Genomic DNA, 21728 nt, shown 5'->3' on the forward strand with positions numbered 1-21728 from the left:
AGTCGTTCGACGACGACGCATCACGACGGACGCGCGGAAGCCTTCGTCAATTCTACGACCTCACGCGCGGCCTCGGCGACTTCTGCGTTCACGACCCGGTAGTCGAACTCCCCCTGGGCGGCCAGTTCCACCCGCGCGGTGCGCAGACGCCGGGCGCGTTCTTCCGCATCCTCCGTGCCTCGTCCGACCAGGCGCTGCACGAGTTCGTCCCAACTGGGCGGGAGCAGGAACACGAGCGCGGCGTCCGGCGCGGCCGCCCGCACCTGCCTGGCTCCCTGCAGATCGATCTCCAGCAGCACCGTGCGACCGTCGGCCAAGGCGCGCTCGATCGGACCACGGGGCGTGCCGTAACGGTACTTGTTGTGCACGGTCGCCCACTCGAGCAGTTCGCCGCGCGCGATGAGATCGTCGAAGGCGGCGTCGTCCACGAAGAAGTAGTGCGTGCCGTCGACCTCGCCGGGGCGGGGCGGGCGCGTGGTCGCGGAGACGGAGAGGAGGATCTCCGGATAGTGCTCCTGGATGTGGGCGGCCACGGTCCCCTTGCCGACCGCGGTCGGGCCGGCGAGGACGAGCAGACGGCTGCGGGCGGCGCGCGGCTGGGGTTCCGGCAGACGACCGTCGAGCCATTCCTGGAGCGCGGCGCGCTGGCGCACCCCGAGGCCGCCGAGACGCTTCACGGGCGAGATGCCGAGCTCGGCGAGGATGCGATCCCGCTTGCCCTCTCCGATGGCCGGGAGCGAGGTGAGGAACTCGGGGACGCGCAGGGTTCCGGCGGCGGATGCGGGGGCGGCGACCGCACGTCGCAGCACCTCCTGGCCGCTGATCACGCGCGTGGCGAGGTCGCGCTTGAGCGACGCGCGGGCGCGACGGGCCTCGACGGCTCGGCGCGACGCCGCGGCACGATCGACCTCGGGCGGCGTTCGACTGTCAACCACGGCGGACCTCCGAATAGAGTGCGCGCCTCTCATCGATGCGGGCGACCAAGCCGGCCGGACCAGCAGACAGGATGCTCCTGCTCTCACTGGCCACGACCTGCGCCGCCACGTAGCCGAAGAGCGTGTCGAGATCCGACGGCTGTGCACCCTGCGCGCCGAAACCCGGAGCAAGGATGGGGGTCCCGGCGAGCACCGTGTCGGTGAGCCCGAACGATGTGCGCTGCAGCGTCGCTCCCACCACCACGCCGACGGGGCCGAGGGCTCCCGCGCTCCCGACGTTGTAGGAGCCGACCTCACGAGCGACGCGGGCCGCGATCGGCTCGTCGTCACCTGCCGAGGCATCGACCGTGATGGCGGTCTGCACGGCGGCTGCCTCGCGATTGCTCGTCGCGGCGAGGACGAACACGCCCTTGTCCGCCCGGATCGCGCGGGTGATGGTCTCGTGCAGGGACTCCGGTCCGAGATAGGGGCTGAGGGTGAGCGCATCCGCTTCCAGGGGCGCACCGGGCTCGAGCCACGCGGCGGCGTAGCCGTCCATCGTCGTACCGATGTCGCCCCGCTTCGCGTCGGCGATCACCAGCAGGCCCGCATCCCTCGCCGCAGCGAGCACGTCCTCGAGGGCGGCGTAACCCGCCGACCCGAACCGTTCGTAGAACGCGACCTGCGGCTTCACGACGCCCACGCGCCCCGCGGCCGCATCCACGACGCGCAGACCGAACTCGCGCACCCCGGCCGCATCCTCGCCGAGGCCCCAGGCGCGCAGCAGCTGTGCGTGGGGGTCGATCCCCACGCACAGCTGGCCGTACTCGTCGAGCGCGGCCTGCAGCCGCGTTCCGAAACCGGCTGCGCTCACGCGCGCGCCGCCCGCTCCACCGCGTACTCCTGCAGGCTCTTCACGTCGAACCCCTCGCGCAGCACGGGCAACGCGCTGACGGCGGCGCCGAGCACGGCCATCGTCGTGAACAGTGCCTTGTCCGCGGCCACCGCGGCCGCGCGGATCTCGTACCCGTCCGCGCGCGCCAGGCCGCCGCTGGGCGTGTTGACGATCATGTCGATCTCACCCGCGTTGATGAGATCGACGATGTTCGTCTCCCCCGTCTCCTGCGTCGCCGAGTACTTGTTGACGGTGCGCACCGCGATGCCGTTCCGAGCGAGGATCTCCGCCGTTCCCTCCGTCGCCACGAGCTCGTAGCCGAGTTCCTGGAGGCGGTGGGCCGGCAGGATCACGGCGCGCTTGTCGGCGTCGGCGACCGAGATGAACACCGTGCCCGACAGGGGCATCCCGCCGTAGGCGGCCTGCTGGCTCTTCGCGAACGCCGTCGGGAAATCGCGGTCGAATCCCATGACCTCGCCGGTCGAGCGCATCTCCGGCCCGAGCACGGAGTCGACGGTCTGGCCGTCCTTCGTGCGGAACCGCTTGAAGGGCAGCACGGCCTCCTTGACGGCGACGGGTGCGTCCAGCGGAACACGCGAGCCGTCCTGCTCGGGAAGCATCCCCTCGGCCTTGAGCTCGGCGATGGAGCTGCCCGCCATGATGCGGCTGGCGGCCTTCGCGAGCGGGATGCCGAGCGCCTTGGAGACGAAGGGCACCGTGCGGCTCGCGCGCGGGTTCGCCTCGATCACGTAGAGCACGCCGGCACTGATCGCGAACTGCACGTTCAGCAGCCCCCGCACGCCCACGCCCTGGGCGATGGCCAGCGTCGCCTCACGGACACGGTCGACGTCGGTGCGGCCCAGCGACACGGGAGGGAGCGTGCAGGAGGAGTCGCCGGAGTGGATGCCCGCCTCCTCCAGGTGCTCCATCACGCCGCCGATGTACAGCTCCTGGCCGTCGAACAGGGCGTCCACGTCGAGCTCGATGGCGTCGTCCAGGAAGCGGTCGACGAGCAGGGGCAGCCCCGGGCCGATGATGGCCGCATCGGCGATGCGGACGAAGTAGTCGCGCAGCGCCTCCGTCGAGTAGACGATCTCCATGCCGCGGCCGCCGAGCACGAAGCTCGGGCGCACCAGCACCGGGTAGCCGATCTCCTCGGCGACGCTCACCGCGCCGTCGACGTCGATCGCCGTGCCGCTGCGCGGCGCGACCAGGCCCGCGTCGTCCAGCAGGCGCGAGAACAGCTCGCGCTCCTCCGCCAGGTCGATCGCGGCGGGGCTCGTGCCCAGGATGCGGTAGCCCGCCGCCTCGATGCCCTTCGCAAGCCCCAGGGGGGTCTGGCCTCCGAGCTGACAGATGACACCGAGGATCTCGCCCGACGCGCTCTCCGCATGCAGCACCTCGAGCACGTCTTCGAGCGTGAGCGGTTCGAAGTACAGACGGTCGCTCGTGTCGTAGTCGGTCGAGACCGTCTCCGGGTTGCAGTTGATCATGACCGTCTCGTAGCCCGCATCCGAGAGCGCGAAGCTCGCGTGCACGCACGAATAGTCGAACTCGACGCCCTGACCGATGCGGTTGGGGCCGGAGCCGATGATGACGACCTTGGTGCGCTCCGACGGCGACACCTCCGTCTCGGCGTCGTAGCTCGAGTAGTGGTACGGCGTGAGAGCGGGGAACTCTCCGGCGCACGTGTCGACCGTCTTGTAGACGGGCCGCAGTCCCAGGGCGTGGCGGATGCCGCGCACCTCGGCCTCGCCGATGCCGCGCAGCTCGGCGATCTGCGCGTCGCTGAAGCCGTGCTCCTTCGCGACCCGCAGCACCTCGGTATCGAGCTCGCCGGCCGCGCGCACGAACTCGGCCACCTCGTTGATCAGCGCGATCTGATCGAGGAACCAGGGATCGATCGCCGTCGCCTCGAACGCCTGCTCGATCGTGGCTCCCTTGCGCATGGCCTGCTGCAGGACGACGATGCGCCCGTCCGTCGGGGTGGCCGCGATCTCCAGCAGCTCCTCGACCGAGCGCTGCTCGTCACCCCAGTGGAAGCTGGAGCCGCGCTTCTCCAGCGATCGCAGCGCCTTCTGCAAGGCCGTCGCGTAGTTGCGACCGATCGCCATCGCCTCGCCGACCGACTTCATGGTCGTCGTGAGTGTCGTGTCGGCCGCGGGGAACTTCTCGAAGTTGAAGCGCGGCACCTTGACGACGACGTAGTCCAGCGTCGGCTCGAAGCTCGCCGGGGTCACCTTCGTGATGTCGTTCGGGATCTCGTCGAGGCGGTAGCCGATCGCGAGCTTGGCGGCGATCTTGGCGATCGGGAAGCCCGTGGCCTTCGACGCCAGCGCCGAGGAGCGCGACACGCGCGGGTTCATCTCGATCACGATGATGCGCCCGGTCACGGGGTCGACGGCGAACTGGATGTTGCAGCCGCCGGTGTCGACACCCACGCGACGGATGATCTCGATGCCGATGTCGCGCAGCTTCTGATACTCGCGGTCTGTCAGCGTGAGCGCGGGGGCGACCGTGATCGAGTCCCCCGTGTGCACGCCGACGGGGTCGACGTTCTCGATCGAGCAGACGACCACCGTGTTGTCGGCGGTGTCGCGCATGAGCTCGAGCTCGTACTCCTTCCACCCGAGGATGGACTCCTCGAGGAGCACCTCGTTCGTGGGCGAGTCGTGCAGACCGGCGCCGCCGATGCGGCGCAGATCGGCCTCGTCGTACGCGAAGCCCGAGCCCAGTCCGCCCATCGTGAAGGAGGGGCGAACCACGAGCGGGTACCCGAGCTTCTCGGCACCGGCGAGGAGCTCGTCCATGGAGTGGCAGATGACGGAGGCGGCCACATCCGCTCCGGCCTCGATCACCAGCTCCTTGAAGATCTGGCGGTCCTCGCCCTTGTTGATGGCCTCGAAGTTGGCGCCGATGAGCTCGATGCCGTACTTCTCCAGCACACCGTTCTTGTGCAGGTCGATCGCCGCGTTCAGCGCCGTCTGGCCGCCGAGGGTCGGCAGGATCGCGTCGGGGCGCTCCTTGGCGATGATGGTCTCGATGACCCGCCAGTTGATGGGCTCGATGTAGGTCGCATCGGCGAAGTCGGGGTCGGTCATGATCGTGGCCGGGTTCGAGTTGACCAGGATCACGCGAACGCCCTCGGCACGCAGCACACGGCACGCCTGGGTACCGGAGTAGTCGAACTCACAGGCCTGACCGATGACGATCGGGCCGGAGCCGATGACGAGGACGGAGCGGATGTCGTCGCGCTTGGGCATTACTTGGTGTCCTTCTTGCTCTGCTCGGCGATGACCATGTCCCGGAACCGGTCGAAGAGGTAGTTCGCGTCGTGCGGGCCGGCGGCGGCCTCCGGGTGGTACTGCACACTGAACGCGGGGATGTCGAGGGCGCGTAGCCCCTCGACGACCTGATCGTTGAGGCCGACGTGGCTGACCTCGACGCGGCCGTAGCCGTTCGGGCTGTCGCTCACGCCGTCGAGCGGCGCATCCACTGCGAAGCCGTGGTTGTGCGCGGTGATCTCCACGCGCCCGGTCGTGCGGTCCATGACGGGCTGGTTGATGCCGCGGTGACCGAAGGGCAGCTTGTACGTGCCGTAGCCCAGCGCCCGCCCCAGCAGCTGGTTGCCGAAGCAGATGCCGAAGAACGGCAGGCGGTCATCGAGCACCGCGCGCAGCAGCTCGACGTGATCGGCGGATGCCGCCGGGTCGCCGGGGCCGTTGGAGTAGAACACCGCGACGGGGTCGATCGCGCGGATCTCCTCGATCGTGGCGGTCTGCGGCAGCACGTGCACGTCGAATCCGCGAGCGGCGAGGTTGTCGATCGTGGCCTGCTTGACCCCGAGGTCGAGCACGGCCAGGTTCCCGACGCGCTCCGCGGTGGCGGGGGTGATCTCGGTCTCGACGACGGAGACGGATGCGGAGAGGTTCTGTCCCGCCATCGCGGGCGCCTCGCGCACGATGCGCAGCTGCTCCTCCGGGTCGATCGCCGCGGCGTCGCCCGAGAAGATTCCGCCGCGCATGCTGCCCGCCGAGCGGATGTGGCGCGTCACGGCACGGGTGTCGATGCCACTGATGCCGACGATGCCGTCGTTCGTGAGTGCGTCGTCGAGCGACTCCTCGGCACGCCAGTTGGACACGACGCGCGAGGGGTCGCGCACGATGTAGCCGGCGACCCAGATGCGCCGCGACTCGGTGTCCTCGTCGTTGACACCGGTGTTGCCGATGTGGGGCGCGGTCTGCAGGACGATCTGTCCCGCGTAGGAGGGGTCGGTGAGGGTCTCCTGGTAGCCGGTCATACCGGTGGCGAAGACGACCTCGCCGAGGGTGGTGCCGGTGGCGCCGTAGGCGCGGCCGGAGTGGCGGGTGCCGTCTTCGAGGACGAGGACGGCCGGTCCGGTGCGGAAGAGAGTCATACGTCGGTTCCCGTCGAGGTGGGGTGGGGCAGGATCGCGTCGAGGGCGGCGGCGACCGCGCGAGCCGAGGCGTCCTGCGGGCGGAAGTAGGAGTCGACGAGCGTGTCGTCGTCGATGCGCCAGCTGAGACGGGCCAGCCCGTCCCGCTCGACCACGCGGTCGATCGTGACGGTGGCCTGCTGAGCGGACACGAGGCGCGTTCTGTCGATGAACACCGGCTCGCCGCCGTGGGCGAGCAGCGCCACGCCGGCGTCGGTGATCAGGAGGTCGGCCTTGGCGCGGAACCCGAGCCCTCGAACGGCGAGACGTTCCAGGGCGGTGTCGTGCGCGGTCGTCGCCACGTACAGGCCGGCGAAGCGTGCGAGCACGTCTGCGTCGGCGGGCGGCGAACCGAGCGGCGCGGCAAGGCCGCTGTCTCGTCGCACTCGTCGCAGCCAGCCCCAGAGCATGAGGCCGATCAGCAGCAGTGCGACGGCGAGCATGACCAGCAGTGCGCCCTCTCGGCTCATGCGTGCACCTCCGCCGCATCCACGACGACGCCGTCGCGCACGGTCGCGATGCCGGCGCGGAACGTCCACCGCGTCGAACCCGGCAGCTCGCGCCCGAGGTAGGGCGAGTTGGTGCTGCGTCCGTGCAGGTCGTCGACGGCGAACCTCGCGCGAACGCTGTCGTCGTACAACGCTAGATGGGCCGGCTCGCCCACGGCGAGCGGACGGCCGTGCGCCTGCAGGCGCCCGATCGCGGCAGGCGCGCTGCTCATGACGCGCGCGACGTCCGCCCAGTCGAGCAGTCCGGTCTCAACCATGGCGTGGTGCACGACGCGCAGGGCGCTCTCGAGTCCCACCATGCCGTTGGCCGCGGCCTGCCACTCGCAGGCCTTCGCCTCGGCGGGATGCGGTGCGTGGTCGGTCGCGACGATGTCGATCGTGCCGTCCGCGAGGCCCTCCCGGACCGCCTGCACGTCCTCGTCCCGCCGCAACGGCGGGTTCACCTTGAACCGCGCGTCGTATCCGCGAACGAGTTCTTCGGTCAACAGCAGGTGGTGCGGGGTGACCTCGGCGGTCACTGCGATGCCCCGCTTCTTCGCCCAGCGGATGATGTCGACGCTGCCGGCCGTGGAGAGGTGGCAGACGTGCAGGCGCGACCCGACATGCTCGGCGAGCAGGACGTCGCGGGCGATGATCGACTCCTCCGCGACGGCGGGCCACCCGGTGAGCCCCAGCTCGGCCGAGACGGCGCCCTCGTTCATCTGAGCGCCCTCGGTCAGACGCGGGTCCTGCGCGTGCTGTGCGATCACGCCGTCGAACGCCTTCACGTACTCGAGGGCGCGACGCATGATGAGCGGATCGAAGACGCAGAAGCCGTCATCGCTGAACACACGCACGCGCGCGCGGGAGTGAGCCATCGCTCCCAGCTCCGCCAGCCGCTCGCCCTTCTGTCCGACCGTCACGGCCCCGATGGGCTGGACGTCGACGAAGCCGGCGGCTTCGCCGAGCGCGAGCTCCTGCTCGACGACTCCGGCGGTGTCCGCGACGGGCGACGTGTTCGGCATGGCGAACAGGGCCGTGTACCCGCCCGCGGCGCCCGCACGAGAGCCGGTCAGGATGGTCTCGGATGCCTCGTAGCCGGGCTCTCGCAGATGCGTGTGCAGATCGACCAGGCCGGGAAGGGCGACGAGGCCCTCGGCATCGATGACCTGGGCCCCGGCTCGGCTGAGGCCACTCCCCATCTCCTGGATGAGGCCGTCCGCGACGACGAGATCGACCGCGGCGGCGCCGACCGGCCGCACGCCGCGGATCACGTACGTTCCGCTCATGACGCACCTTCTTTCTCGGAGGCGGGGCGTTCGCCCGCAAGCAGCAGGTACAGCACAGCCATCCGCACGGATACGCCGTTGGTGACCTGCTCGAGCACCGTGGATCGCGGCGAATCCGCCGCCGCAGCGGAGATCTCCAGCCCGCGGTTCATCGGCCCAGGGTGCATGACAATGCTATCGGCCGGCAGGGCGTCGAGACGCTCGCCGTCCAGTCCCCACGCTCGCGCGTACTCGCGCTCGGTCGGGAAATACGCCGCATTCATCCGCTCGAGCTGGATGCGCAGCATCATGAGCGCATCGGGACCGTCGGCGATGGCACGGTCGAGGTCGTATTCGATCGCTGCCGGCCACGCCGACACATCCTGCGGGATGAGGGTCGGCGGCCCGACGAGAGTGATCCGCGCGCCGAGCGTGTGCAGCAACCACACGTTGGAGCGTGCGACGCGCGAGTGGAGGATGTCACCGACGATCGCGACGGACACCCCGGACAGGTCGCGGCCCCGACTGTCAGCACCGAACAGACGCTTGCGCAGTGTGAACGCGTCCAGCAGTGCCTGCGTCGGATGCTCGTGGGTCCCGTCGCCGGCGTTCACCACGCCGGCGGTGATCCAGCCGCTCGTGGCGAGGGTGCGAGGAGCCCCGGATGCGCCGTGACGGATGACGACGGCGTCCGCTCCCATGGCCTGCAGCGTCTGGGCGGTGTCCTGCAGGGACTCCCCCTTGGAGACGCTCGAGCCCTTGGCCGAGAAGTTGATGACGTCAGCGGACAGGCGCTTCGCCGCCGCTTCGAAGGAAATCCGGGTGCGCGTCGAGTCCTCGAAGAAGAGGTTCACCACCGTCTTGCCGCGCAGCGTCGGCAGCTTCTTGATCTCGCGCTGCTGCGTATCCGCCATGTCTTCTGCGACGTCGAGGATGCGGAGGGCCTGCTCGCGGCCGAGCGTGCGGGTGTCGAGGAGGTTCCTCATGACTCGATCGTCACCTCTTCGACGCCGTCGGTCTCGGCGAGGCGGACGTTGACGCGCTCGTCGCGTGCGCTCGGCAGGTTCTTGCCGACGAAGTCGGGGCGGATCGGAAGCTCCCGATGACCCCGGTCGATCAGGGCGGCCAACCGCACCGCGGCGGGGCGTCCGATGTCCTGCAGCGCGTCGAGAGCGGCCCGGATGCTCCGGCCCGAGAAGAGCACGTCGTCGACGAGGACGATCGTGCGGTGGTCGATGCCGCCCGCGGGGATGTCGGTTCGGTGCGGCGCCCGGGTGGGGTTGCTGGCGAGGTCGTCGCGGTACATCGTGACATCGAGGGCGCCCACGGGCACCGGTACGCCGCCGAAGTCGGACACGAGGGCGCCGATGCGACGGGCCAGCGGCACCCCTCGCGTCGGGATACCGAGGATCACCAGCCCCTCCGGACCGCGGTTGGACTCCAGGATCTCGTGGGAGATCCGAGTCAGGGCCCTGGCGATGTCGGCCTCATGCAGCACGGTTCGCGTGCTCATCCGCCGCTCCCTTCTCCGCCTCACAGGACGGGGTTAAAGGTTGCTGTGGTTTGCATACAGCCTATCCCAGACAGCCGGCTCCGCGCCCGGCGGCGCGGACGCTGTTAGGCTCGCGTGCGTTCCTATGACCAGTTCTTCCGCCCGTCCCGCGCGCCCATCCGATGCGCCGGCGACGCCGACCCCCACTGCTGCAGCGAGCGGGCGGGCATCCGGCAAGGCGATCCTCCTCGGCGAGCACGCCGTCGTCTACCGACGGCCGGCACTTGCCATCCCGCTCTCCGCGCTTCAGGTACGGGCCGAGGTCCGCCGGTCGAGCGGTCCGAGCCATCTGCACAGCGATCTGTACGACGGACCTCTGACCGCAGCCCCCGCACGCCTGGGCCCCACCGCCATGGCTGCCGCGGCAGCGCTCGAAGCGGTCGGTGCCGCCGGTGAGTCGATCGATCTCCGCATCGCGAGCGACCTGCCGGCCGAGCGCGGTGTCGGATCCTCCGCCGCCGTCGCCGCTGCCGTCGTGCGCGCCGTGGCCGCCGCGTTCGGTACCGACCTGGATGCCGCGGCCGAGCACGACGTGATCCAGCGGGCCGAGCGTGTCGCTCACGTGTCACCGAGCGGTCTCGACGCACACGCCGTGCGCGCCGACGCACCGATCTGGTTCGAGGACGGTGCCGTGTCACCCGTCGCCGTGGCCGCCCCCCTCACCTTCGTGATCGCCGACACCGGCGTCGCCGGCCGCACGAGGGAAGCCGTCGCCTATGTCCGCAGGCGTCACGATGAAGACCCGCAGGGCACGACGGTTCTGCTCGACGAACTGGGCGAGCTGACCCGCGAGGCGCGCACGCACCTCGCGACCGGCGATGCCCGGAGTCTGGGTGCCGTCATGGACCGGGGTCACGCGACGCTGGATCTCCTGGGTGTGGGCGACCCGTCACTCGATGAACTCGCGGCCACGGCGCGCGCGCACGGCGCCTGGGGAGCGAAACTGACCGGCGGAGGGCGGGGCGGATGCGTCCTCGTGCTGATCCGCGACGACAAGAGCGCCGCCGAGGTCGCCGGCGCCCTGCGCGGCGCGGGAGCGGCCGCGACCTGGACCACCACGGTGGAGGCGACGACATGACAGAGGCCCGCGCGACCGCGCATCCGAACATCGCTCTGGTGAAGTACTGGGGCAAAGCCCACGCGGCGCTCAACCTGCCGGCCACCGGCAGCCTGTCGATGACGCTCGGCGTGTTCCCCACGACCACCACCGTCGTGGTGGACGACACGTTGGACGCCGACGTCTTCGTGCTGAACGGCCGCGAGCAGACGGGGATCCCCGCCGAGCGCACCGCACGCTTCCTCGATCTCGTAAGAGAGCTGTCCGGCTCTGCTCTACGTGCCCGTGTGGAGTCCCACAACACCGTGCCGTCCGCTGCGGGGCTCGCGTCCTCCGCCGCCGGCTTCGCCGCACTCGCCGGCGCCGCCGCATCCGCCTTCGGACTGCAGCTGAGCGCGAGGGAGCTCAGCCGCCTCGCCCGTCGCGGTTCGGGTTCCGCCGCGCGTTCCGTCTTCGGCGGCTTCGCCCTCTGGCACGCGGGCGACGACGAGCAGTCGTACGCGGAACCGCTACCGGCGCCCGCGGATCTCGCGATGGTCGTCGCGATCGTGGACAGCGGCGAGAAGCAGGTCTCCAGCCGGGAGGCGATGCGCCGCACGGCGGATACCTCGCCCTTCTACCCCGCGTGGGTCTCCTCGACCGCGGCGACGCTCGAGGAAGCGCGTCGCGCATGCGTCGAGGGCGACGTCGCGCAGCTCGGACGCCTCACCGAGAACAACGCGCTTCGGATGCACGCCGTGATCCAGGCCTCGGCCCCGTCCATCCGCTACCTCTCGCCGACGAGCATCGCGCTCTTCGACCGCGTGGCGGCGCTGCGCGACGCGGGCCTGGAGTCGTACGCGACGGCGGACGCGGGCCCGAACGTCGTCGCCCTGTGCCGCGCCGCGGATGCCGAGGCCGTCGCGGGCGAGCTCGGCGCGTTGGCCGAGACCGTCATCGCACTGCCCGGGCCCGGGCTGGTGGTCGGCGGAAGGTCCGTCGGATGACCGCCTCGATCATCGTCCGATCGCCGGGCAAGCTGTTCATCGCGGGTGAGTACGCGGTCGTGACTCCCGGAGAGCCCGCCGTGCTCGTCGCCGTCGATCGCTACCTGACGGTCCGTCTCACCCCCAGCGCGGACTCCGGAAGCGTTCACTCGCCCGAGTTCGGCCGCACTCCGCTGGTTTGGGGTCGTGCGGGCGATGGACTGACGATCGATGCCGAGCACCATCCGTACGAGTACGTGCTCGCAGCCATCACACTCGCCGAACGTCTGCGTTCGGAGCGCGGGCTGTCGGCGCGCTACTACGATCTGCGCATCGACAGTGGACTCGACGACGCCTCCGGCCGGAAATTCGGTCTCGGATCGTCCGCGGCGGTCACGATCGCGACGATCCGGGCGATCGACGAGTTCTACGGGTTCGGCCTGTCCCGGCGCGACGCGTACCGCCTCGCCCTGTTGGCCACCATCCAGGTCGCGCCGCAGGCATCGGGTGGCGACCTCGCCGCCAGCGCATTCGGCGGTTGGATCTCCTACCGCTCGCCCGACCGAGAGGTGCTTCGGGCGGCCCTCCAGACGGAGGCCTCCGTCGCCGATCTGCTGGCATCGCGCGGGTGGGAGCCACTGGACATCACCCGCCTCGCGCCGCCCTCATCCCTCCGCTTCCTCGTCGGATGGACCGGTCGCCCCGCATCCACCGCGCGGCTCGTCGACGCGGTGCGGGACGGATCGGGCGCCATGGACTACCCGGCGTTCCTGCTCGACTCCCGCGCGTGCGTGACGGAGCTGGCACGCGCGCTCGCCCACGGCGACGACGTCGCCACGCTCGGCGCCGTCCGGCGGGCTCGGCGGCTGCTGCGACGCCTCGGACGAAGCGCCGGCGTCGCCATCGAGACGGACGCGCTCGCCGCGCTCTGCGACACCGCCGAGGCGGCGGGGGCCGCGGCGAAATCGTCGGGCGCCGGCGGGGGCGACTGCGGAATCGTCCTGGCTCCCGAAGACGCCGACATCGCCGGCATGCTCCGCGACTGGGAGGAGCGCGACATCCGTCACCTGACGCTGTCGGTGTCGCCCGCCGAGGGAGGTGCACCGTGAGCGCCGCGGATCGCAAGGACGACCACGTCCGGCTCGCCGCCGCTCAGCATCCGCTCGTGGCCGGGAACGGCTTCGACGATGTCCGCTTCCTGCATCACGCGCTCTCCGGCATCGACGCATCCGATGTCACGCTGGACACCGAGGTGGCCGGGCTGCAGTGGTCCACGCCGTTCTACATCAACGCGATGACCGGCGGCAGCGCGCGCACGGGCGAGATCAATCGTGCGCTCGCGACCGCGGCCGCAGCAGCGCGTGTGCCGATCGCCTCCGGCTCGATGAGTGTCGCACTCGACGACCCGGATGCCGCCGCGACGTTCCGCGTGCTGCGTGAGGAGAATCCGGACGGACTGCTGTTCGCCAACATCGGTATCGAACGATCGGCTGACGACGCCCGCCGGGCGATCGACCTCATCGATGCCGACGCGCTGCAGATCCACGTCAATGCCGTGCAGGAGATCGTGATGCCGGAGGGCGGGCGCTCCTTCGGCCACTGGGTCACGTCGCTGGAGCGCATCGTCGCGGCGGTGGACGTCCCCGTCGTCGTCAAAGAGGTCGGGTTCGGTTTCAGCCGACGCACGCTCTCCGTCCTCGGGGACATCGGGGTCTCCGCCGCGGACGTCGCCGGTCGCGGCGGCACGGACTTCGTGCAGATCGAGAACGCACGCCGAGCCGACGCGGATTTCGGCTATCTGGCCGGATGGGGGCAGAGCGCCGTCGAGTGTCTGCTCGACGCGCCGTCCGACGCGCCCCCGTTGCTCGCGTCCGGAGGAGTACGCACACCCCTCGACGTCGTCCGGGGCCTCGCCCTCGGCGCAGGAGCCGTCGGCGTCTCCGGCACTTTCCTGCGGATCGTGCTCGACGGGGGCACGGATGCCCTGTCCGCCGCGCTCGATGCGTGGAAGACACAGCTCCGAGCCCTCCTGACCGTTCTCGGTGCGCGCTCCAGTGCGGACCTGGTCATGACGGATCTGATCATCGGCGGCCAGACCGCCGACTTCGCGCGGTCACGCGCGATCGACATCACCTCGCTGGCGCATCGCTCCGATGCGCTCGGCGCACCTGGAAGGAGCCGGAATGACCGGTGAGTTCACTCCCCTGCCCACCCGCTGGGTCGGTCCGCTGCGTCTGAGCGGCGACGTCGTCGGCGAGCAGGAGGTCCCCCTCGCCACGTACGAGAGCCCCCTCTGGCCCTCTGTCGGGCGCGGCGCGCGCATCTCCCGCCTCATAGACGACGGCATCCGGGTGACGGTGGTGGACGAGCGGATGACGCGCTCCTCACTGTTCACGGCCGTCGACGCCGCGACCGCCGTCCGCGCCGGACGCGACATCCGCGGTCGCTTCGCCGAACTCGCGGCGACCGTGGCCGCGCAGAGCCGGCACGCTCGGCTCCTCGACGTCGACACCGAAGTCGTCGGCAACCTGCTCTTCGTGCGCTTCGCCCTGTCGACGGGCGATGCATCCGGACACAACATGGTGACGCTGGCCGCCGAGTCGCTCATGACCCAGATCCTGCAGTGGCATCCCGAACTGGAGTACGGATCCATATCCGGCAACTACTGCTCCGACAAGAAGGCGACCGCCGTCAACGGCATCCTGGGCCGCGGTCGCAACGTCGTCGCCGACATCCTCATCCCCGCTGAGATCGTGGAGGCCCAGTTGCGCTCCACCGCGGCACGGATCGTCGAACTGAACACGCGCAAGAACCTCGTCGGCTCGACGATCGCGGGAGCCTTGCGCTCGGCCAACGCCCACTACGCCAACATGCTGCTCGCGATCTTCCTCGCCACCGGTCAGGACGCCGCCAACATCGTCGAGGGATCTCAGGGAATCACCTGGGCCGAGGTCCGCGGCGACGGCGACCTGTACTTCTCGTGCACACTGCCCACCCTGATCGTCGGCACGGTCGGCAACGGCAAAGACCTCCCGCAGGTCGAGGAGGCCCTCACGCGCCTCGGGTGCCGTGAGGAACGGGAGTCGGGCGAGAACGCCCGCCGACTGGCCGCCCTCGTCGCGGCGACCGTGCTCTGCGGCGAGCTCTCCCTCCTGGCCGCCCAGACGAACCCCGGAGAACTCATGACCTCCCACCTCCAGCTGGAGCGCAACGGAAAGGCCACGCGATGACCGCGCCCCTGATCGGTATCCACGACCTGGCGGTCGCCACCGCCGGCCACGTGCTGGAGCTCGACGACCTGGCGGCGGCGACGGGTGTCGACCCGGGCAAGTTCCACGTCGGGCTCGGCCAGGATCAGATGAGCGTTCCCGGCCCCGACGAGGACATCGTCACGATGGGTGCGACAGCGGCCCGGCGCATCATCGACCGCCACGGTGCCGAGGGTATCCGCACCGTCTTCTTCGCGACCGAGTCGGGGGTCGACCAGTCCAAGTCCGCCGGTGTCTGGGTGCACGATCTGCTGGGCCTGCCCTCGACCAGCCGCGTCATCGAGCTCAAGCAGGCCTGCTACTCCGCGACCGCCGCGCTGCAGGCGGCCGCGGGCCTCGTCGCGCGCGAGCCGGGATCGAAGGTGCTCGTCATCGCGAGCGACATCGCCCGCTACGAGCTGGACTCCGCTGCCGAGCCCACACAGGGTGCCGGTGCGGTCGCGATGCTCGTCACCGCGGACCCGGCCCTCATGAGCATCGAACCGGCGACCGGATTGCACACCGCCCACGTCGACGACTTCTGGCGACCCAACGACAGCGTGACCGCCGTCGTCGACGGCAAGCTGTCCATCGATGCGTATCTCGACGGCTTCGTCGGCGCATGGGATGACTACCGCTCCCACGGCGGAGCGGATGTCGACGAGATCGACGTCTTCACGCACCACCAGCCGTTCACGCGGATGGCCGCCAAGGCGCATCGCCGTCTCGCCGAGCACCTGGGAACGGAACTCGCGGAGGACCGCTACCTGCGCTCCACCCTGTACAACCGGCGCATCGGCAACTCGTACACGGCGTCGCTGTACTTCGGTCTCGCCGCTCTGCTCGACGGCGACGATGATCTGACCGGCAAGCGCGTGGGCATGTTCAGCTACGGCTCCGGCAGTGTGAGCGAGTTCTTCGCCGGCGTCGTACAGCCCGGCTACCGCGCACACACCCGCGCCGATGAGACCGCGGAGATGCTCGCCGCCCGCACTCGAGTGGACGTGCCTGCATACCGTGCCCTGCACGCGGCGGCGCACCTGGGGAGCCGCCAGGACGTGGCCGTGCCGGCACAGTCTCCGTGGCCGTACCACTTCGCGGGCGTGCGAGGGCGCGCGCGTCAGTACACCGCCGATCAGGCCTGACCCGCCGCACCACGACAGCCTCGCTCGACCGCCGTGCAATCAGCTCCGGCGGACGAGCGAGGCGAGGCGCAACGCGCTCCGGCTCAGACGCCGGAGGTGACCCCGGCGGCAGCGTGCGACGCGCGGATGGGGTGCCCCTGCGTCGTCAGGCAGCGCCCGCTCGCGAGGTCCCACTTCCAGTCGTGGAGGCTGCACGTCAGCACGCCGTCCTCGATCTTGCCGGTCTTCGTCAGGTCCGCCCGCAGGTGAGGGCATCGGCGCTGCACGACCCAGTCACCCACCTGGGCGTCCTCGGTCTGATCGGACTGCTCGGCGTACCAGTTCTCGACGTACTCGATGCGGTCGCGCGACAGGCACTTCAGGAACGTGGTGAGGAACTCGTTGAACTTGCCGCTTCGCCCGACCTCGAACTGCATCGACAGGAAGATGGAGTTCGACCAGTCGATCTCGTGGTCGGCGATGTTCGTGGACACGAGGTCGGCCGGGATCGTGTACCAGTAGATGCACTCCTCCCCCGCGTACTCGCGGACCTTCGCCTTCGGGAAGTCCACGACCATGTCCAGGTCGCCGATGCGGAACCGGACGTTGCCGCCGACGCCGTTGCGGATGGTGCGCGCTCGGCGCAGCAACGGTTCCCACCACTCCTTGATGGCTGCCAGCATCTCGGCGGGCGGCAGGACCTCGGCGCGGGTCGCCTCCTCGTCGCGGATCTCCTGCTGACGACTGTCACGCTGTTCAGCGAGGTAGGCCCACTTGTCGGCGAACATCCGCTCGATCTCGGCCTCGGTGTACAGCGTCTGGGTGATCTCCACCGCCCCGTGGTTGAGATCGACCTGCGTGCCGGGCACGAACAGGTATCCCTTCTGGTCCGGGCGGATCTCCGACATGTGCGCCAGGAACTCGCTCTGGTCGGTGAAGATCGAGTCGTTCTCGAGGCCGAGGCCGTTGTAGCGGAACAGCTCCTCGCGCAGGAACATCGGAGGGCCGGCCATCGGGAACACGTGCTCGGCGTCGACCTTCTCGATGTAGTACATCGCGCGCTTGTTCTGCGCGTCGCGCTTGAGCTGCGCGAAGTTCTGCTTCGCGTCCTGCGGCAGGTCGTAGACCATCGGCCACCAGATGGCGCCGGAGACCTGTGTGAAGTACGCGTCGGGCTTGCCGAACGACATCAGCTTGTCGAGGTCGAGCGGGTGCGAGTCGTTCTGGTTCAGGACCGAGGCCGTGCCGTCGTCGACGGAGAGGGACGAGTCGCCGATGGGGCCGTCGCTGGGCGCACGCAGCGGAGTGACCATCACGGACAGCTCCCCGTACTGCAGCGGAACGCCGGACTGCGTGTAGACGATGTTCTCGTAGCCGAGAGAGCGCAGATCCTGCTCCAGATCATCCGTCGGGTAATCGGGCAGGAGAACGGGGATGTCCGAGCGCACATACCGCTGCAGCAGCCGGGGGTCGAAGTGATCGCGGTGACGGTGTGAGATGTAGAGGAAGTCCGCCTGACCGAAACGCTCCCAGTCGAGCCCGCGGTTGTCGGGGAACGGGAACCACGATCCGAAGAACGAGGGGCCGATGACGGGATCGCAGAGGATGCTGCCGCCCGCCGTCTCGATGAACATGCCCGCGTGGCCGAGACCCGTGATGCGCATAGATGAGTCCTTTCCGCACTCGAGTCTAGGCAGCGCCCGCTGTGTGTCCCGTGCGCACCGCCGACTCACCGCTCGTCGATCACGAGGGCGCGAGCCCCAGTCGCGGGTACAGCCGAGCGAAGCCCTCCGCCAACCCGCCTTCCAGAGCGTCGACCACGTGGCCGGCACCAGGGACGATGTAGCTCTGGGCATCCCACCCGGCCGCCGCGGCCGCGGTTGCTCCGGTCTGGGCCTGAGCGACGTACTCCGGGTCGTTCTCCCCCGCGGTGAACAGCGCCCATTCGTTCGGGTAGGCCACCGTGCCGGAGGCGAGGATGCTCATCGGTTGCGCCGCCTTGTAGGCCGCCGCAGAGCCCCCGTAGACGTCGGCGATCGTCTCGTCGGGGTGTTCGGAGCCCGGCACGATCTCGCCGCTGATGGAGAGGAGGTTGCCCCAGATGTCCGGATGCTTGGCCGCGTACGTGAAGGCGCACCCCCCGCCGTTGGAGTAACCCGCGATGATCCAGTCCTGCGCCCGCGGGATCACGGGCAGCGTCCGGGCGAAGTCGACGACGTCCTGCGTGACATAGGTCTCGACGTTCCCGTACATCGGCGAGTCCGCACACGCGGGGTCGCGCGTGGGATCGCCGAGCTGGTCCACCACGAGCACGTAGGGCGCGAGCCCCTTGTTCTTCGCAGCCGCCGCGTCGAGCGTCGCGGCGATGTACTGGGGATCGGGATCCCCCGGCTGCCCCATCATCAGGATGACCAGCGGCAGAAGCGGAGGATTGGCGGTGAGACCGGCGGGAGGAATGTACAGTCCCGCCTGCCGCGCAGCGAACCCCGACTTCGTCGCCGGGATCGATACGGTCCCCTGCTTCCCTGACGCCGGCATATCCGAGGGGGGCTGCCAGCTCTGGGAGAGGGGCACGTCCGGATCCCACGTCCCCGGCGACGCCGTGGGGATGACGATCGGCTTGTCGATCTGGATATGCAGGAAGTTGGCCAGAGTGGCGTTGAGCCCGAAATGGGCATTGACTCCGAGGGTCGTCGTGAGGAGGAACAGCACCGCGGCGATCAGAGCGATCACGCGCCGCCGCCAACGAGAGCCCCACAGGTTGGCGACCGCGACGGCGGTCGCCCCGAGACCCGCAGAGGCCCACGCCTTCACCTGCCACGGCAGTGTGATACCGAACATCCCCGTCGCATCGGCGAAGACCGAGACCACGAGGGCCAGCACCGCTCCGAGACCGAACGCGACAGCCGCGTGAAGCAACCACCGTCTGCGTCCGGGGCGCCACAGGAGGTAGCCGAGCGCCACGAGGCTCGCTGCGCAGAACACCCCGATCAAAACGGGGCTGACGATCCTGATCTCCAGCAGTGCCGTCATGCCCAGCCCCCTCCGCGCTCGGGTCGATTCTCAGCGTTCGCCCGTGGCCCGCGCGTCAGGCAGAGCGGGCGATACGCGCGAGCACGCCGTGGACGAAGGCGCCGGCCTCATCGGTCGAGTACTCCTTCGCCAGCTCCACGGCCTCATCGATGGCCACCGCGACGGGGACCTCGTCGTTGAAGACGGCTTCCCAGACACCGATGCGCAGGACGGCCCGATCGACAGCCGGCATCCGTTCGATCTTCCAATCGCGGGCGTGCGTGATGATCTGCTCGTCGATCTCGTCACGGTGGTCGATGACACCGTCGACGATGTCGCGGGCATACAGCCAGGACGTTTGGCGGTCGGGCTCCCCCGCTGCGCGGGAGGCTTCAGCGGCGAGGATGGCCGCGGGGTCCTCGCCGCGGACGTCTGCCTGGAAAAGGATGTCGAGGGCGCGCTTGCGCGCCTTGCTACGAGCGCTCACCCGTCAGCTGACGCGGCCGAGGTAGTCGCCCGTGCGCGTGTCGACCTTGACCTTCGTGCCCGTCTCGACGAACAGCGGCACCTGGATCTCGTGACCCGTCTCGACCGTCGCAGGCTTCGTTCCCGCCGACGAGCGGTCGCCCTGCAGACCGGGCTCGGTGTAGGTGATCTCGAGGACGACGGAGGCGGGCAGCTCGATGTAGAGCGGGTTGCCGTCGTGCAGCGCGATCTGCACCTGCTGGTTCTCGAGCAGGTAGTTGGCCGCGTCGCCGACCGTCGCCGCCCCCACCGTGATCTGGTCGTAGTCGGCGACGTCCATGAAGACGAAGCCCTCACCGTCGTTGTAGAGGTAGGTGAAGTCGCGGCGGTCGACGTTCTGGATGTCGACCTTCGCGCCGGCGTTGAACGTCTTGTCGACGACCTTGCCGGTCATGACGCTCTTCAACTTCGTACGCACGAACGCGCCGCCCTTGCCGGGCTTGACGTGCTGGAACTCCACGACGTTCCACAGCTGTCCGTCGATGCTGAGGACGACGCCGTTCTTGATGTCTGCGGTAGATGCCATGGGGGTGGAGGTTCCGTTCGTCGTGAGATCTGCGGGCGCGTCGTATCAGCCGATGGCCCAGCGCCCTATCCTACGGGATCGTCGCCGGCCCCGCCGGGCACACGATGGCGCGGCGGCGGGGTCGGCTGGCAGCATCAGGCGTACCGGTAGAAGCCCTCTCCGGTGGCGACACCCAGCTTGCCCTGGTCGATGTAGTTCTCCTTCAGCCAGGTAGCCAGCGCCTGATCGCCGGTACTCGAGTGCGTGAGGATGTTGTACGGCGTGTTCAGACCGATGACGTCGAGCATCTGAAGCGGGCCCATCGGAGCGCCGGTGGCGATGCGCCACGTCTTGTCGATGTCGGCGACGGATGCGTATCCGCCCGCTGCGAGCCCCATACCGGCGTTGAGCAGCGGGACGAGGAGCGAGTTGAGCACGTACCCCGCCTTCTCTTTGCGGATAGCGATCGGCACCATGCCGATCGCCTCGGCGAAGGTCATCACCGCGTCGAACACCTCCGGGGCGGTGCGCTCCGTTCCCATCACCTCGCCGGTGTTGAACTTCCACACGCGGTTCGCGAAATGGAGCGCGAGGAAGCGGTCGGGCCGCCCGGTGAACTCGACGATGTCGGACGGCAGGAGTGTCGATGAGTTGGTCGCGAAGATCGTGTTCTCGTTCGCGAGTGCGGCGAGCTGCGAGTACACCTCGCGCTTGAGCTCGAGGACCTCGGGCACGGCCTCGATGACGAGGTCGACCTTCGCCGCGTCGCCAAGGCTGGTGGTGAGCGTCAGGCGTTCCAGAGCATCTTCGACGCGCGTGCCCTCCGTAGCACCGGGCACCTCGGCGCGGTAGGTGGCAGCGAGGCGCGCGAATCTCTCGCGCGCGGCGACCAGCGCCTCGTCGTTGATGTCGTACGCCACGACGGCGAATCCGCTGTAGGCGCTCTGAAAGGCGATCTGCGATCCCAGAACACCTGTTCCGAGAACGGCGACGGTCGTGATGTCGGTCATGATCTCTTCTTCCTGACGGGGATCCCCCGTCGCTCAGTTCGCGGTCGGGTGGGCCGCGGTATCAGCCGCGCCGGCACGGTAGCCGGCAACGATCTGTGCGATCTGCCTGGGCAGGTCGGTGGTGTCGAAGCGTTCTCCCCCGCTGGGGCGGACGAGCACGATGTGCGCGCAGGCGAAGATCGCGCGGGCCGCACTGCGGGCTGCCGCGCTCTGCCTTCCACCGGTGAGAATTCGGGCGATGCCGTCCTCCAGCTCCGCGACCACCGCCAAGCCGTCCGCGCGATACGGATCGTCCGCATCGCCGAACATGAGCTCGCGCTGGTAGACGGCCGCATCCGCAGCGCGCTGCGCCGCCGTGTCGAACAGCGGAATCAGCGCGGTCTGGACCGCCTCGGTCGCGTCGGCCACCGCCCCGGCTTCGTCGAGTCCACGGCGAACGGCATCGCGCACATCCTCGTTGCGCACCATGAGCAGCAACTCGGCCTTCGTCGCGGCGTAACGGAACACCGTCCCCACCGCGACGTCCGCGCGATCGGCCACCTGCTGAGTGGTCACCCCCGCGTAACCGAACTCGTCGAACAACTCACGCGCAGCAGCAAAGATGCGCTCCCGCTTCAGCTGCTTTCCGCGCTCCCGGCGTCCTGTGTCATCGGCCACAAATGAGTGAACTCAAAACTGAGTCGACTCATTCCCTTCGGAGGAGAAATCA

General features: G+C 69.5%; 20 protein-coding genes. 6 read left to right on the forward strand and 14 right to left on the reverse strand.

The window, feature by feature from the left end:
- Nucleotides 1-20: 20 nt before the first annotated feature.
- Genes gmk through pyrR form a run of 8 tightly spaced genes read right to left on the reverse strand, consistent with a single transcriptional unit; the run spans nt 21 to nt 9534 of the window.
- Complete coding sequence (gene gmk / locus LXM64_RS08590; RefSeq protein ID WP_137416979.1) at nt 21-935, reverse strand: guanylate kinase; 915 nt, start codon at nt 933-935, stop codon at nt 21-23.
- Nucleotides 928-1788, reverse strand: a complete 861-nt coding sequence (gene pyrF / locus LXM64_RS08595) for an orotidine-5'-phosphate decarboxylase (RefSeq protein WP_234072869.1) — start codon at nt 1786-1788, stop codon at nt 928-930. The genes gmk and pyrF overlap by 8 nt, the downstream gene beginning before the upstream one ends.
- A complete protein-coding gene (gene carB, locus LXM64_RS08600; protein ID WP_234072870.1) occupies nt 1785-5072 on the reverse strand; it encodes a carbamoyl-phosphate synthase large subunit in 3288 nt (1095 codons plus the stop codon). The genes pyrF and carB overlap by 4 nt, the downstream gene beginning before the upstream one ends.
- Nucleotides 5072-6226: a glutamine-hydrolyzing carbamoyl-phosphate synthase small subunit gene (carA, locus tag LXM64_RS08605; RefSeq protein ID WP_234072871.1), complete on the reverse strand. Its 1155-nt coding sequence runs from the start codon at nt 6224-6226 to the stop codon at nt 5072-5074. Before carA ends, carB begins: the two co-directional genes overlap by 1 nt.
- Nucleotides 6223-6735: a hypothetical protein gene (locus LXM64_RS08610; protein WP_234072872.1), complete on the reverse strand. Its 513-nt coding sequence runs from the start codon at nt 6733-6735 to the stop codon at nt 6223-6225. Before LXM64_RS08610 ends, carA begins: the two co-directional genes overlap by 4 nt.
- The gene (locus LXM64_RS08615) at nt 6732-8042 is read right to left on the reverse strand and encodes a dihydroorotase (protein ID WP_234072873.1); all 1311 of its coding nucleotides are present in this window, start codon (nt 8040-8042) and stop codon (nt 6732-6734) included. The genes LXM64_RS08610 and LXM64_RS08615 overlap by 4 nt, the downstream gene beginning before the upstream one ends.
- The gene (locus LXM64_RS08620) at nt 8039-9007 is read right to left on the reverse strand and encodes an aspartate carbamoyltransferase catalytic subunit (RefSeq protein ID WP_234072874.1); all 969 of its coding nucleotides are present in this window, start codon (nt 9005-9007) and stop codon (nt 8039-8041) included. The genes LXM64_RS08615 and LXM64_RS08620 overlap by 4 nt, the downstream gene beginning before the upstream one ends.
- Nucleotides 9004-9534 carry a bifunctional pyr operon transcriptional regulator/uracil phosphoribosyltransferase PyrR gene (gene pyrR / locus LXM64_RS08625; RefSeq protein WP_234072875.1) on the reverse strand — a complete coding sequence of 177 codons (531 nt, stop codon included), beginning with the start codon at nt 9532-9534 and terminating at the stop codon, nt 9004-9006. The genes LXM64_RS08620 and pyrR overlap by 4 nt, the downstream gene beginning before the upstream one ends.
- A gap of 124 nt (nt 9535-9658) precedes the next feature.
- Between pyrR and mvk the strand changes: the two genes are divergently transcribed.
- From mvk to LXM64_RS08655, 6 genes are read left to right on the forward strand one after another with little or no spacing between them, the layout of a single operon-like run.
- Nucleotides 9659-10651: a mevalonate kinase gene (mvk, locus tag LXM64_RS08630; RefSeq protein ID WP_234072876.1), complete on the forward strand. Its 993-nt coding sequence runs from the start codon at nt 9659-9661 to the stop codon at nt 10649-10651.
- Complete coding sequence (gene mvaD, locus LXM64_RS08635) at nt 10648-11616, forward strand: diphosphomevalonate decarboxylase (RefSeq protein WP_234072877.1); 969 nt, start codon at nt 10648-10650, stop codon at nt 11614-11616. The genes mvk and mvaD overlap by 4 nt, the downstream gene beginning before the upstream one ends.
- Complete coding sequence (locus LXM64_RS08640; RefSeq protein WP_234072878.1) at nt 11613-12704, forward strand: phosphomevalonate kinase; 1092 nt, start codon at nt 11613-11615, stop codon at nt 12702-12704. Before mvaD ends, LXM64_RS08640 begins: the two co-directional genes overlap by 4 nt.
- Nucleotides 12701-13789: a type 2 isopentenyl-diphosphate Delta-isomerase gene (gene fni, locus LXM64_RS08645; protein WP_234072879.1), complete on the forward strand. Its 1089-nt coding sequence runs from the start codon at nt 12701-12703 to the stop codon at nt 13787-13789. The genes LXM64_RS08640 and fni overlap by 4 nt, the downstream gene beginning before the upstream one ends.
- On the forward strand, nt 13779-14825 hold the full coding sequence (locus LXM64_RS08650) for a hydroxymethylglutaryl-CoA reductase (protein ID WP_234072880.1): 1047 nt from the start codon (nt 13779-13781) through the stop codon (nt 14823-14825). Before fni ends, LXM64_RS08650 begins: the two co-directional genes overlap by 11 nt.
- Nucleotides 14822-15988 carry a hydroxymethylglutaryl-CoA synthase gene (locus LXM64_RS08655; protein WP_234072881.1) on the forward strand — a complete coding sequence of 389 codons (1167 nt, stop codon included), beginning with the start codon at nt 14822-14824 and terminating at the stop codon, nt 15986-15988. The genes LXM64_RS08650 and LXM64_RS08655 overlap by 4 nt, the downstream gene beginning before the upstream one ends.
- A gap of 83 nt (nt 15989-16071) precedes the next feature.
- On the opposite strand, the gene LXM64_RS08660 is transcribed toward LXM64_RS08655, so the two are convergent.
- The 6 genes from LXM64_RS08660 to LXM64_RS08685 form a co-directional block, all read right to left on the reverse strand.
- Nucleotides 16072-17631 (reverse strand): Rieske 2Fe-2S domain-containing protein, encoded by a 1560-nt coding sequence (locus LXM64_RS08660; protein ID WP_234072882.1) that lies wholly within the window; start codon nt 17629-17631, stop codon nt 16072-16074.
- 79 nt (nt 17632-17710) lie between these two features.
- Nucleotides 17711-19000, reverse strand: a complete 1290-nt coding sequence (locus LXM64_RS08665) for an alpha/beta hydrolase-fold protein (RefSeq protein WP_234072883.1) — start codon at nt 18998-19000, stop codon at nt 17711-17713.
- 55 nt (nt 19001-19055) lie between these two features.
- Complete coding sequence (gene nusB, locus LXM64_RS08670; RefSeq protein WP_137416963.1) at nt 19056-19466, reverse strand: transcription antitermination factor NusB; 411 nt, start codon at nt 19464-19466, stop codon at nt 19056-19058.
- 3 nt (nt 19467-19469) lie between these two features.
- A complete protein-coding gene (gene efp / locus LXM64_RS08675; RefSeq protein ID WP_137416962.1) occupies nt 19470-20030 on the reverse strand; it encodes an elongation factor P in 561 nt (186 codons plus the stop codon).
- A gap of 134 nt (nt 20031-20164) precedes the next feature.
- Nucleotides 20165-21019: a 3-hydroxyacyl-CoA dehydrogenase gene (locus LXM64_RS08680; RefSeq protein ID WP_234072884.1), complete on the reverse strand. Its 855-nt coding sequence runs from the start codon at nt 21017-21019 to the stop codon at nt 20165-20167.
- 33 nt (nt 21020-21052) lie between these two features.
- Nucleotides 21053-21676: a TetR/AcrR family transcriptional regulator gene (locus LXM64_RS08685; protein WP_234072885.1), complete on the reverse strand. Its 624-nt coding sequence runs from the start codon at nt 21674-21676 to the stop codon at nt 21053-21055.
- Between the last annotated feature and the right edge of the window lie 52 nt (nt 21677-21728).

Source organism: Microbacterium binotii, from assembly GCF_021398715.1.
In the GTDB taxonomy this organism is placed as follows: Bacteria; Actinomycetota; Actinomycetes; order Actinomycetales; family Microbacteriaceae; genus Microbacterium; species Microbacterium binotii_A.